Consider the following 12,616-nt stretch of genomic DNA (forward strand, 5'->3'; position numbering starts at 1 on the left):
GCGTGGAAGGTCCGGACTACTACATACCCGCTGCCGCCCTGGGATTCGCACTCGCGTTCAAAATCCCGGGGATGCGGCGCGACTGGCGCGACCCGCTGCTCCGCTCCGTATGCGCCCTGCTGATCCTCGGCGCGTCCACCTTCTTCTTCGCCGCGCCGCCCACCATCGCCGCCGTCAACCGCATCACCGGCGTCCCCAACTTCTCCGCGCCGCTGGTCTACTGCATCCTGACCGCGTTCAGCGCGTCCTGCCTGGTGCTGCTCGTCAACTGGCGCGGTGGGCCGCCGGAGGAGACCCGGCGGATCTCCCGCCGCTGGGTCGGCGCCTACAGCGCGGTGGTCGTGGCACTGCTCGTCCTGTTCATGCTGGGCGAGGCCCCCGTCGAGCGGCTGCGCGACCTGGACACGTACTACGCGACGACGCCGTACATCCGCGAGATGATCGTGCTCTACCTCGTCGCCCACAGCGTCGCGGCCGTGGGGATGACCGCACTGTGCTGGCGCTGGTCCCTGAAGGTCAGCAGCTGGCTGCGCGGCGGTCTGGTGATCATCGTCATCGGGTCGCTCTTCAACCTCGCCTACGGGGTGAGCAAGTTCTCCGCCGTCTTCGCCCGCTGGGCGGGCCTGGACTGGGACGCGCTCTCCACCCTCGCAGCGCCGCCGCTCGCCTCGGTCGGCGCGCTGCTGAGCGCCCTCGGCTTCATCCTGCCGCTCCTCGGCCAGCGCATGTCGGACACCTGGCACGCCTGGGTCTCGTACCGCCGGCTGGGCACGCTCTGGCACGAGCTGCGCACAGCAGCTCCGCAGGGCACGCCCTCGGTGCGGATCTCGCTGTTCTCCCCCGTCGAACTGCGCGTCACCCAGCGGGAGTCCGACATCCACGACGGGATACTGCAGCTCGACCCGTACTTCGACCGGGAGCTGCGGGCCCGCTCCTACGACCGGGCCGTCGCCGCCGGAGCCGACCCGCGGCACGCCCAGGCGGTGGCGGACGCGGCGATGGTCGCCGACGCCCTGCGGGCCCGGGCCGCCGACCCCGAAGGACAGATCATGAATTCGGCAGAGTCCTACACATCCGCGACAGCCGAGGGACCGCGCGATCTCGTACGCATGTCCCTCGCGCTGCGTCATTCACCCGTCGTCGAAGCAGCGCGCACGCGTGCGGCAAGGTCGGAGAGCGGCACCCTATGACCAGCGATCCTCTGAGCAGCGATCCTTCGAGAAATGGCCGGTCCACGGCCCGCAGAGCCGTCGTGATCGGCGGCGGCCTTGCCGGCGTGCTGGCGGCCGGTGTGCTGCGCGAGTACGTCGACGAGGTCACGGTCGTCGAGCGCGACACCCTCCCCGACGGGCCGCGCCCGCGCCGGAGCCTGCCGCAGGCCCACCACGCCCACCTGCTGTGGTCCGGCGGCGCGCGGGCGATCGAGTCGCTCCTGCCGGGCACCACCGACCGCTGGCTCGCTGCGGGCGCCCGCCGGATCCCGCTGCCCACCGGGCTGGTGTCGATGTCGGCGCAGGGCTGGTTCCGGCGCTTCCCGGAGATGCAGTTCGTCATCGCGTGCAGCCGGGACCTGCTCGACTGGGTCGTTCGGGAACAGGTCGTCTCCGATCCGCGGGTCGTCGTGCTCGAGCACACCGAACTGCTGGGCCTTCAGGGCAGTGCGGGGCTCGTCGACGGCGTCCGGGTGCGAGGCGAGGCGGGCGACGAGCGGGTGCTCGCCGCGGACCTCGTCATCGACGCGAGCGGCCGCGGCTCACGTGCCCCGGAATGGCTGCAGTCGCTGGGGCTGCCCAAGGTGCGCGAGGAGAAGGTCGACTCGGGTCTCGCGTACGCGAGCAGGATCTTCCGCGCCCCCGACGGCTCCGACGAGTACCCGGTCGTCAACGTGCAGGCCGACGCCCGCGAGCCACGGCCGGGCTGCACCGCCACCATCGTGCCCCTCGAGGGCCGGCGCTGGCTGGTGACGCTGTCCGGCACGCGCGGTGGGCAGCCGACGAACGCCGCCGACGAGTTCGAGGACTTCGCCCGCTCGGTCCGGCATCCCGTCGTCGGCGAACTCATCACACACGCCGAGTCAATGACCGACGTCGTCGTCTCCCGCAGCACCGTCAACCGGCGGCGCTACTACGAGAAGGCCGCCGACTGGCCGGAGGGCTTCGTGGCGATCGGCGACGCGGTGGCCACCTACAACCCGGTCTACGGACACGGCATGTCGGTCGCCGCCCAGGGCGTCCTCGCGCTGCGCCGGACACTGGCCGCGCACGGCGTGGCCTCCCCCGGGCTGGCCCGCCGAGTGCAGCGGTCGCTGGCAGGGCCGGTCGGAACGGCGTGGGACCTGGCCACCGGCCAGGACATCCTCTATCCCGGCGCGATCGGCAAGGACCCCGGCGTGGCGGCGAAGGTGCTGAGGACTTACGTCGACCGGCTGATGCTGACGGCGACGGGCCGGCCCCTTGTCGCCAAGGCGCTGTTCGACGTGATGACGCTGTCCGCGCCGACGAGTTCGCTGCTGCGACCGGAGGTCGCGCTGGCGGTGCTGCGCGGGCCGAAGCTGCCGCCGCTGCAGGGTCCGCCGCTGAGCGACGACGAACTGCGGGTCACGAAGGAGCGCCGAGGCGAGCGGGAGGCCGACCCGGCGGACGCGTGAGGCTCGGGTGGGCGGGCCCGCTGCGCGGAGTGCTTCCCCGCCCGGCCGCTTCCCGCTGCACCGACGTACGGCTCCACCGAGTGGAGGGCAAACCCCGGACCGCGTACCGCGCTCCGCGCGACGTCCCCGGAGGGGCTGCCCCGGCACCTCCGGCCTCGCCGGGGGCACCTCCCACGGCCGCCAGGCCGTAGGGGGAGTTCGAGGCGCAAGGCTCGGGACGGAGCACCGACAAGGGGGCGCATCCCTGCCCAGCTGGGGGCGCTCCATTACGGCCCGGCGGCCATTGCGAGGCAGGCACGGGGCCTCCGGAGGGGCTCGGCACCTCCGGCCCTCGCCGGGGGTACCTCCCACGGCCGCCCGGCCGTAGGGGGAGTTCGAGGCGCAAGGCTCGGGACGGAGCACCGACAAGGGGGCGCCTCGAGGCGCGAGGCCCCCGAGGGCGCAGCCTCCGGCGCATCAACCGGCGGCGGCGCCCCCGCATCGCCTAGGCTCGGCGGCAATATGAACGGCAATCCATCACGCGGGCTCGGCGGCCACACGGCCCGCCGGACACCGCTCGAGCCGAAGGCGGACCGGGAGACGGTGCGACGGCACAATCTCAGCCTGGTCCTGCGGGCGGTCCGCGACCAGGGCGAGGCGACCCGGGCCGGGGTCTCCGTGCGTGTGGGGCTCACCCGCGCCGCCGTCTCCTCGCTGGTCGAACAGCTGCTGGAGAGCGGCTTCCTGTCCGAGTCCGGCAAGACCTTCAGCGGCCAGGCGGGACGCCCGGGCACGGTACTGAAGGTCGCTCGCACCGGCCTCGCCGGCATCGGGGTCGAGATCAACGTCGACTACGTCTCCGTCTGCGTCGTCGACCTCGCCGGCACCGACCGGGCGCGGCTCGTGGAGCACTTGGACAATCGGGGCTCCGCACCCGCGGAGGTCTTCGGCCGCGCCGCGCGGATCGCCGCGCGGGCGCTCGCGTCCGCCGCCGAACAGGACCTGCGGCCGGTCGGCGCGGCGCTGGCCCTGCCGGGTCTCGTCGCCGACGGCACGGTGCGCCAGGCGCCCAACCTCGGGTGGACCGCGGTGGCCGCGGAGGCGCCGTTCGCCGAGGCCCTCGCCGCGCTGCGGCCCGGGCTGCCCGCGCTGGCGGTCCGCTCGGAGAACGAGGCGAATCTGGCGGCGCTGGCCGAGCTGTGGTTCGGCGGCCTCGGTGAGGCGCGCAGTTTCCTGTACCTGACGGGCGAGATCGGCGTCGGCGGCGCACTGGTGCTGGGCGGCGAACTGCTGCGCGGGGCCAACGGGTTCGCCGGCGAGATCGGCCACGTCAGCGTCTCGGACGAAGGCCCCCTGTGCCGCTGTGGTTCACGCGGCTGCCTGGAGCAGTACGCGGGCCAGTCGGCGCTGCTGCGCGCCGCCGGCCTCGACGAACACGCCGGCGCCGCGGGCGTCGCCGAGCTGGAACGCCGCGCACGCGCGGGTGACGAGGCGGCGCTCGTGGCGCTCGCCGGGGCGGGCACCGCGCTCGGCCGCGTACTGTCAGGCGCGGTGAATCTCTTCGACCCGGACGCTGTCGTACTGGGCGGCATCTACCGCCGGCTCCTGACATGGCTGGCCCCACCGGCGGACGCGGAGCTCGGGACCCGGGTGGTCTCCGGCCTGTGGCGGGCCGCAGGTACCCGCCTGCGGGCCTCCTCCCCCGCCGCGGACGCCGCCCGCGGCGCGGCGGCGCTCGTCGTCCAGGACATCCTCGCCGACCCGGTGGCGTACGCACCGCGCACCCCGCACTGACCGCTGCCGCACCTGCGGCGCAGCGCGCAGCGCACGTACATCCTTGCCCCAGCCATCACCAGCCGAAAGCCCCGGGGCAGGCATGAGCACACCGACGGTGCCCGCACCGGTCCCGCGTGGCCGTACCGAGCAGGACTCGTTCATCCTCCGAGGCGGTGTGCAAGGTGGAGCAGATCGGCCAGGTGCAGGACCCGTCCGTCGAATCCCGGGAGGGGGACATGGAGCGGCCGGGTCCAGCGGGCGGGGATCCCATCCAGCCCGTAGTACGCCCCCGCGAGGCCTCCGGTCACCGCGGCGACGGTGTCCGTGTCACCGCCGAGGTCGATCGCCGCGCGTATCGCGTCTTCGAAGCTGCTGGTGCTGCGCAGTGCCCAGACGGCTGAGCCCAGGCAGGGCCAGACGGCACCGTTGAACTCGGTCGCCCGATCTGGGTGCCAGTCGGGCGCGAGGACTGTGGCGTAGCGTCCGCGGTGGTCGGGGTGGACCAAAGCCAGGATGTCCGGGAGGGCGCTGAGGGGGTCGGTACCTTCGAACGTGACGCGGATGAGTTCGTGGAAGATCGCAGTGCCTTCCCATGCCGCCCGGTCGCCGTGGGTGAGGGCAGCGATGCGGCGGGCCGCACCCATGGTGGCTTCTCGGCCGGCGGGAGCGAAGTGGACCGCGGATGATGATGCCCGCATCAAGGAGCCGTTTCCAGCAGCTTGCTGGTTGACCTGGAAATGGGTCTCGGCGGCGAGGTCCCAGCTCCTGCCATTGGTGAGGACGTCTTCGGTCTGCAAGCCGATGTCCTTGGGTTCCGATGCCGCCCACCGCTGGAAGCGCGCGAAGATGTCCGGCAGATCCAGTCCGCCCCGCTCCAACAGGGACTCCGCCACCAGGACGGCCATCTGTGTGTCATCCGTGGCCTCGCCCGGGTCCCAGCCGCCGCCTCCACACATCTCGCCCCCGGCACTCGGCAGCGGAAACCGCGCGGAGAACGCCCCCGGGGCGCCGAACTCGAAGGGGCCGCCCAAGGCGTCACCCACCGCTGAGCCGATGACGGTGCCGGCGGCCCTCTGTATGCGCTCCATTCGCGCAGGCTATCCGTGTCCTCTCGCCGGCCGCCGGGCACTTTCCTTCTCGGGCTCCCGATTCATCGGCGGCGATGCCCTTTGCCAGGCAGGGCCACAGTTTTCCCTCGTACCGGCGCGGGCGAGGACGCCGGCAGCATTGATCACCGCACCACACCGAAATAAGGTCGCATTGAGACGCTGAACGAAAAAGACCCGGCGTCCAGCGGCATCCGGCGGGCAGAACGGGACGAGGACGAACGTGGAACTGCGCTACCTGACCTCCTTCCTCGCGGTGGCCGAGGAGCTGCACTTCGGCCGTGCCGCCAAGCGGCTCCAGATGGCGCAGCCGCCGCTGAGCCAGCAGATCCGCCAGCTGGAGAAGGAGCTGGGCGTGCAGCTCTTCGAGCGCAACACCCGCTCCGTGCGCCTCACCAGCGCCGGTCAGTCGTTCCTCGAGCCGGTGCAGAGGGTGCTGGACGATCTGGACATCGCCGTACGGGTCGCGAAGGCCGCGGGCCGAGGAGAGTACGGGAGGGTCACCGTCGGCTTCGCCGGCGCCTCCTCGCACCACACGCTGCCGCTGCTCACCCGGGCGGTGCGGGCCGCCCACCCCGGACTGGAGCTGGTGATGCAGGGCCAGACATACGCCGACGTCGCCCTCGCCAAGGTCGCGGACGGCTCTCTCGACCTCGGCTTCGTGCGGCTGCCCGCCGGCCGGCCCGGTGTCGAGACAAGGGCGATCGGCGAGGAGGAGCTGCTGTGCGCGCTGCCGCAGGATCACCCCCTGGCGAGCAACGAGCGGATCCCGGTGGCGGACCTGGCCGCCGAGCCGTTCGTCAGCTTCCCCGCCAACGCCGGATCCACGCTGCGTGACGCCACCTTCCGGGTCTGCGAGGACGCCGGCTTCCATCCACGGGTCGTGCAGGAGGCCCCCGACTCGTACACCATCCTTGCGCTGGTGGCCGCCGGGGTCGGCGTGACCCTCACTCTCTCCTCTTGTCTGCACATCCAGCAGACGGGTCTGGTGCACCGGCCGCTGGCCGGCCCGCCGATCCGACTCCAGGCCGCGCTCGCCTGGCGTACGGACAATCCCTCGGCCGCGCTGCGCAGCGTGCTGGCGGTGGCCGCCGAGGCGCTGCCGACCCCGGCGGGGCTGAACGGCGAACACCGGGATGACTCACACCGGGATTAAGTGCACCGCCGTCTCAATCGATCCGGAATCAGATATTGGACCGCACGAGTCGGCGGGTGGAAAGGTCGGGAAGAGCATCACCCGCCCGTCCCAGGAAGGCTCTCCTCCATGTCCGGTCAGCCCGATGTCGTCATCTGCGAACCGCTCCGCACCCCCATCGGAAGATTCGGCGGTGGCCTGTCGAGTCTTCGGCCCGCCGCTCTTGCCGCGCATGTGATCGCGGAGGTCGTCCGCCGGACGGGCATCGACCCCGAGCGGGTCGACGAGGTGATCCTCGGCCATGCCTATCCGACCTCGGACGCCCCGGCGATCGGCCGGGTGGCGGCACTGGACGCGGGGCTTCCGGTGTCCGTGACCGGCGTCCAGGTCGACCGCCGCTGCGGCTCGGGGCTCCAGGCGGTGCTGGATGCGGCCATGCAGGTCCGCGCCGGTTTCAGCGACGTGGTGATCGCCGGCGGCGTCGAGGTGATGAGCGCGGCTCCGTACTACACCCATGACGGCCGCTGGGGCATCAAGGGCCCGGGCCTTCAGCTCCACGACTCGCTCGCGCGCGGCCGGGTGACGGCGGGCGGCGTCAACCACCCGGTGGCCGGCGGCATGATCGAGACCGCGGAGAACCTGCGGCGTGAGTTCGCGGTCAGCCGACAGGACCAGGACGCCCTCGCCCTGCGCTCCCAGCAGCGGGCCGGGCGGGCCATCGAGACGGGACTGTTCGCCGAGGAGATCGTGCCCGTGCCCGTACGTTCCAAGACGGGCGAGACGCTGGTCGCGGCGGACGAACATCCCCGTCCCGACACGACGGCGGAGAAGCTGGCCGCGCTGCGGCCCGTGACGATCAAGTCCGATCCGGACGCGACGGTCACCGCGGGCAACGCCAGCGGGCAGAACGACGCGGCCGCCGTCTGCCTGGTGACGAGCGCGGAGACGGCGCACCGGCTGGGGCTGACACCGCTGGTGCGGCTGATCTCCTTCGCCAGGGCGGGCGTCCCGGCCCAGACGATGGGCATCGGCCCGGTCCCGGCCACCCGCACGGCCCTGGAACGCGCGGGCCTCGAACTCTCGGACCTGGACCTGATCGAGATGAACGAGGCCTTCGCCGCGCAGGTCCTGGCCTGCACCCGGCAACTCGGCCTGACCGACGCCGACCACGAGCGGATCAACGTCAACGGCTCGGGCATCTCCCTCGGCCACCCGGTGGGCGCCACCGGCGCCCGCATCCTGACGACGCTCGCCCACGAGATGCGCCGCCGCGAAGCCCGCTACGGGCTGGAAACCATGTGCATCGGCGGCGGGCAGGGCCTGGCCGCGGTCTTCGAACGCGTCTCCGGCTGACGAGCCGTCCGGCACACCGCGCGGGCCGGGGCCCGCCGGTGGACCTCCGGGTGATGCCGTCACCCGGAGGTCCGCCGCGTCAGGCGGTGGACTCCGCCGCGTGCGTGCCTGTTCCTGATCCGGGCTGGAGTATCTCCGGGCGCTATCAAGAAGTCGCGCGAGGTTATAGGCGGATGATGACGAGAGCGGTGTCGTCGGAAGCGCCCCCGGCGACGTCGAGCCGGGTCAGCAGTGCGTCGGCCAGCAGGTCAGGGGCGAGGGTTCGGTCCTGGGCCAGGGCAGTGGTCAGGCGTTCCAAGCCGGCGTCGATGTCCTCGCCGCGGCGCTCGATGAGGCCGTCGGTGTACAGCACGAGGGTGTCTTCCGGCCCGTAAGGGAGGCCGGCCTGGGGGCGGGGGACATGGTGCTCGCGCGTACCGAGTGGCGGGTCGGTGGCCTGGTCCAGCAGGTCGCAGGTCCCGTCGGTGTGGAGCAGGATCGGCGGTGGGTGCCCGGCGTTGCTGTAGATGATCAGCCTGCTGCGGGTGTCGATGAGTACCTTGACCGCGGTGGCGGCCATGGCGCCGTCCACTGAGCGGGCATAGAGGCCGAGGACTTCCAGGGCCTGGGCGGGGCTGGGGATGGCGCGGATGACGGCGCTCAGGGCGCTGCGGAGCATGCCCATGACTGCGGCGGCGTGCAGGCCGTGGCCGACGACGTCTCCGACCGCCACGGCGTAGCGGTCGGGTGGCAGGTCGACGATGTCGTACCAGTCGCCGCACACGTTCAGTGACTTAGTCGCGGGCAGGTAGCGCACGGCGATGTTGCGGTGCCGGTCAAGGTCAGGAACTGAGAGCATGGCTTCTTGCAGGGTGACGGCGACCTGCTGTTCACGGGCGTGGGCCTGGCGCAGTTCCTGGTTCAGCCGGTGCAGCTCGCAGGCCCGTGCGTACAGCTCGGCTGCCATGCCCTCCGTTCGTTCGGGCGACTTCTTGCTGAGCTGACGTGCCTGGGGTGAGTCGACGAAGGCCGTGACGTCCTCCATCTGCTGGACGATCCACTTCACCATGCCGTCAGGTCCGCAAAGGGGGGTGCGGATCACGGACCACCATCGCTCCTCGAACCCGTCCTGCTGATCGGGGGCGGGAAGGTCGTACCGCTGGAGCACCGCGGTTTCCGGCTTCCCGGTGTCCAGAAGCCGGTGCAGGGAGGCTTTCAGGTTTCGTTCCGCGTCGTCGCGGAAGCCGGGATTCTCCGGCAGGGCGTCGAAGAAGTACTTCCCGATCAACTCGTCCTCGGTCCGGCCTGCAGTCCGCAGGCATGCCGGGTTGACGTAGCGGATCACCAGGTCCGCATCCAACACCAGGTATGGGCTTGGTGTGGCGTCGAAGAACGCCATGAAATCGATGTCCGCTGTCATCACGCGCTCTCCCTGGCCGCGAGCGCGACTGCCTGGACTTCCAATCTACGGGCGATCCAGTGCTCTGGCTCGTTCGTTCGCGTTCATTCACCCGGCACCGCGACGCCCGACCCAGTCCCAGAACCTACTGCCCCAGCGCCCACCCAACCGCAGCGGTGCCCCGCGTCACCCCGCCCGCTCCCCCGCCATCTCCGCCAGCACCGACGAAACCCGCGCCCACGTCTCCGTGTCCCGTTCCACCGGCTCCAGTTCGCGCCCGGAGCCGCTCTGCCAACCGGCCGCCAGCTCCACCGCTGCCGCCCCGGCCGCCCCCGTCGCCGCAGCAGCAGCCAGTGCCGACGCGCCCAGGGCGACGAGCTCCGTGGCGGCCGGGATCAGTAGCGGGCGGCCCGAGAGGCGACGCACGGTCTCCACCCAGTGGCGGCCCTTGGCGCCGCCGCCCACAAGTCTCAGCGGGCGCGCGGCCGTCTCCGGCGCGGCCGGGTCCTGGCCGCAGGCGCGCATGACCTCGTCGAGGGCGCGCAGCACGGTCACGACCGCGCCCTCATAGGCCGCGCCCAGGATCTGTTGACGGGTCGTCGTGTGCCGCAGCCCCGTCAGCGTTCCGGACGCGGCGGGCAGGTCGGGGGTGCGTTCGCCGTCGAGGTACGGCAGGACGACCACCTCGCCACCCGCTTCCGCAGCCTCCCGGTCCAGCCCGAGCAGGGTTGCGACCTTGTCGACGGCGAGTGTGCAGTTGAGGGTGCAGGCCAGCGGCAGGTACGTGCCGTCCGCGGCCGCGAACCCGGCGAGCGCCGGCGTGGCGGGCCGGGTGCGGCTCGCGGCGAACACGGTGCCCGACGTGCCGAGACTGAGCACCGGGTGGTCCAGGAGTCCCGCCCCGCCGAGGCCGAGCCCGACCGCCGCGGCCATGTTGTCGCCCGTTCCGGCCGCGACCGCGATACCTGCCGGCAGGCCGAGTTCCGCGGCGGCCGAGGCGATGAGGGAGCCGACGCGGGTACCGCCGGTCGGCGCGACGGGCGGCAGCAGCGCGGCGTCCAGGCCGACGAGGTCGAGCAGTTCGGGGTCGTACGCGCCGGTCGCCGTGGAGTACCAGCACGTGCCGGACGCGTCCCCGGGGTCGGTGGCGGCGACGCCCGCGAGGCGTTCGGTGAGGAAGTCGTGCGGGAGGCGCACGGCTGCGGCGGCGGCTGCGGACGCCGGGTCGTTCTCCCGCAGCCACTGCCACTTGGCGGCCGTCATGGAGGCGACGGGGAGCGAACCGGTGCGGGCGGTCCAGGCGTCGGGGCCGCCGAGCGCCTCGGTGAGGGCCGTGGCCTGGGGCGCGGAGCGGGTGTCGTTCCACAGCAGCGCAGGGCGTACGGGGGCGCCGGTGCGGTCGAGGACGACGAGCCCGTGCTGCTGTCCGGCCACCGCGATGCCGGTGACGGCGGAGGCCCCGATACCGAGCCCGCCCAGTTCCTTGAGGCCGACGGCGACGGCCTCCCGCAGCGCGTGCCACCACATCTCGGGGTCGCTCTCCCGTGCGCCGCCTTCGCCGGTGACCCGGTGGGGCGCCCTGCCGACGGCGATGAGCCGGCCGGTCGCGGCGTCGGTGAACGCCGCTTTTGTGGACTGGGTGGAGCTGTCCACCCCGATGACGACCGTGTTCGCCGGCATTGCCACACCTCTCCGTCCGTACGTCCCGACCATTTGGCCGAGCCTGGAACAAATCGAGCCGTGGCAAAGCTACGCCACACCGCTCGGCGACAACAGGCATCGAAGGGACATCACACCGGAGGCCTTCTACGATCGGGTGCAAGCATGCATGATTAGTAAGGACAGAAAACAAACGGAGATCCAAGGCGGCATGGCCATGACGGAACGCTTCACCCCCACCCCGGAGCACAAGTTCAGCTTCGGCCTCTGGACGGTCGGCTGGCAGGGCCGGGACCCGTTCGGCGACGCGACGCGCCCGCATCTGGACCCCGCGGAGTCCCTCCGGCGGCTCGCGGAACTCGGCGCGTACGGTGTGACCTTCCACGACGACGACCTGATCCCCTTCGGCGAGAGCGAGACCGAACGGGACGGACACATCAAGCGTTTCCGGCAGGCGCTCGACGCCACCGGTCTCGTCGTCCCCATGGCCACGACGAACCTCTTCACGCACCCGGTCTTCAAGGACGGCGGCTTCACGGCCAACGACCGCGACGTGCGTCGCTACGCGCTGCGCAAGACCATCCGCAACATGGACCTGGCCGCCGAGCTCGGGGCACAGACGTATGTCGCGTGGGGCGGACGCGAGGGCGCCGAATCCGGCGCGGCGAAGGACGTACGCGTCGCGCTGGACCGGATGAAGGAAGCGTTCGACCTGCTGGGCGAGTACGTCACGGAGCAGGGCTACGACCTGCGCTTCGCGATCGAGCCCAAGCCGAACGAGCCGCGCGGCGACATCCTGCTGCCGACGGTCGGCCACGCGCTGGCGTTCATCGAGCGCCTGGAGCGGCCGGAGCTGTACGGCGTGAACCCGGAGGTGGGCCACGAGCAGATGGCCGGGCTCAACTTCCCCCACTCCGTCGCACAGGCCCTGTGGGCGGGCAAGCTCTTCCACATCGACCTGAACGGCCAGAACGGCATCAAGTACGACCAGGACCTCCGCTTCGGCGCCGGCGATCTGCGGTCGGCGTTCTGGCTGGTCGACCTGCTGGAGACGGCGGGGTACGAGGGCCCGCGGCATTTCGACTTCAAGCCGCCGCGGACGGAGGACTTCGACGGCGTGTGGGAGTCGGCGGCGGGCTGCATGCGCAACTACCTGATCCTGAAGGAGCGTGCCGCGGCGTTCCGCGCCGACCCGGAGGTCCAGGAGGCGCTGAGGGCTTCACGCCTGGACGAGCTGGCACGTCCGACGGCCGAGGACGGACTGGCGGCGCTGCTCGCGGACCGGGCGGCGTTCGAGGACTTCGATGTGGACGCGGCCGCCGAGCGGGGCATGGCCTTCGAGCGGCTCGACCAGCTGGCGATGGATCACCTGCTCGCGGCCCGCTGAGCCCTTGACGCTTGCCGGAGGCTTCTTGGACGCTCTTGGCCCCCGTTCTCCGCGTGCGTTCCGCCCTCGGCCAGGACGGTCCGCACGCCGGGCGGGGCGGGCCAAGCGCATCGGGCTCGCTCCCTGGCGGGCACCTCCGCGGGTGCCGAGTCCTGCTTGCGAGCGCCCGCGGACGCGCGGCCCGTCACGCCCCTCG

At 72.1% G+C, this 12,616-nt stretch carries 9 protein-coding genes; 6 read left to right on the forward strand and 3 right to left on the reverse strand.

Features of this window, described 5'->3' with window-relative positions; all coding sequences use genetic code 11:
* Positions 1 to 2: 2 nt before the first annotated feature.
* The 3 genes from ACZ4SA_RS09775 (at position 3) to ACZ4SA_RS09785 (ending at position 4,420) form a co-directional block, all read left to right on the forward strand.
* Positions 3 to 1,190: an MAB_1171c family putative transporter gene (locus tag ACZ4SA_RS09775; protein ID WP_468271756.1), complete on the forward strand. Its 1,188-nt coding sequence runs from the start codon at positions 3 to 5 to the stop codon at positions 1,188 to 1,190.
* Entirely contained in the window at positions 1,187 to 2,647 is a 1,461-nt protein-coding gene (locus tag ACZ4SA_RS09780; protein WP_468271759.1) for an FAD-dependent oxidoreductase, read from the forward strand. The genes ACZ4SA_RS09775 and ACZ4SA_RS09780 overlap by 4 nt, the downstream gene beginning before the upstream one ends.
* Before the next feature lie 501 nt (positions 2,648 to 3,148).
* Positions 3,149 to 4,420 carry an ROK family protein gene (locus ACZ4SA_RS09785; RefSeq protein ID WP_468271762.1) on the forward strand — a complete coding sequence of 424 codons (1,272 nt, stop codon included), beginning with the start codon at positions 3,149 to 3,151 and terminating at the stop codon, positions 4,418 to 4,420.
* 140 nt (positions 4,421 to 4,560) lie between these two features.
* On the opposite strand, the gene ACZ4SA_RS09790 is transcribed toward ACZ4SA_RS09785, so the two are convergent.
* Positions 4,561 to 5,490: an ADP-ribosylglycohydrolase family protein gene (locus tag ACZ4SA_RS09790; protein WP_468271764.1), complete on the reverse strand. Its 930-nt coding sequence runs from the start codon at positions 5,488 to 5,490 to the stop codon at positions 4,561 to 4,563.
* Positions 5,491 to 5,731: 241 nt separating this feature from the next.
* Between ACZ4SA_RS09790 and ACZ4SA_RS09795 the strand changes: the two genes are divergently transcribed.
* Entirely contained in the window at positions 5,732 to 6,664 is a 933-nt protein-coding gene (locus ACZ4SA_RS09795; RefSeq protein WP_468271767.1) for a LysR substrate-binding domain-containing protein, read from the forward strand.
* Positions 6,665 to 6,772: 108 nt separating this feature from the next.
* Positions 6,773 to 7,996, forward strand: coding sequence for an acetyl-CoA C-acetyltransferase (locus ACZ4SA_RS09800; protein WP_468271770.1), 1,224 nt, complete (start codon positions 6,773 to 6,775; stop codon positions 7,994 to 7,996).
* Positions 7,997 to 8,159: 163 nt separating this feature from the next.
* Here the strand turns inward: ACZ4SA_RS09800 and ACZ4SA_RS09805 are convergent, their stop codons facing one another.
* Together ACZ4SA_RS09805 and xylB are read right to left on the reverse strand one after the other, a co-directional pair.
* On the reverse strand, positions 8,160 to 9,395 hold the full coding sequence (locus ACZ4SA_RS09805) for a SpoIIE family protein phosphatase (RefSeq protein ID WP_468271773.1): 1,236 nt from the start codon (positions 9,393 to 9,395) through the stop codon (positions 8,160 to 8,162).
* 165 nt (positions 9,396 to 9,560) lie between these two features.
* Complete coding sequence (gene xylB, locus ACZ4SA_RS09810; RefSeq protein WP_468271775.1) at positions 9,561 to 11,054, reverse strand: xylulokinase; 1,494 nt, start codon at positions 11,052 to 11,054, stop codon at positions 9,561 to 9,563.
* Positions 11,055 to 11,250: 196 nt separating this feature from the next.
* Here xylB and xylA point away from each other — a divergent pair, with 196 nt between their 5' ends.
* Complete coding sequence (gene xylA, locus ACZ4SA_RS09815; RefSeq protein WP_468271776.1) at positions 11,251 to 12,420, forward strand: xylose isomerase; 1,170 nt, start codon at positions 11,251 to 11,253, stop codon at positions 12,418 to 12,420.
* The last annotated feature ends 196 nt before the right edge of the window (positions 12,421 to 12,616 follow it).

It is taken from the genome of Streptomyces sp. NPDC027962, from assembly GCF_055566095.1.

What these genes read in the sequence shown, in the direction of transcription:
- xylB (WP_468271775.1), bottom strand. Translation starts at nt 11,054, where the DNA reads ATGCCGGCGAACACGGTCGTCATCGGGGTGGACAGCTCCACCCAGTCC.
- ACZ4SA_RS09790 (WP_468271764.1), bottom strand. Translation starts at nt 5,490, where the DNA reads ATGGAGCGCATACAGAGGGCCGCCGGCACCGTCATCGGCTCAGCGGTG.
- ACZ4SA_RS09785 (WP_468271762.1), top strand. Translation starts at nt 3,149, where the DNA reads ATGAACGGCAATCCATCACGCGGGCTCGGCGGCCACACGGCCCGCCGG.
- xylA (WP_468271776.1), top strand. Translation starts at nt 11,251, where the DNA reads ATGACGGAACGCTTCACCCCCACCCCGGAGCACAAGTTCAGCTTCGGC.
- ACZ4SA_RS09805 (WP_468271773.1), bottom strand. Translation starts at nt 9,395, where the DNA reads ATGACAGCGGACATCGATTTCATGGCGTTCTTCGACGCCACACCAAGC.
- ACZ4SA_RS09780 (WP_468271759.1), top strand. Translation starts at nt 1,187, where the DNA reads ATGACCAGCGATCCTCTGAGCAGCGATCCTTCGAGAAATGGCCGGTCC.
- ACZ4SA_RS09800 (WP_468271770.1), top strand. Translation starts at nt 6,773, where the DNA reads ATGTCCGGTCAGCCCGATGTCGTCATCTGCGAACCGCTCCGCACCCCC.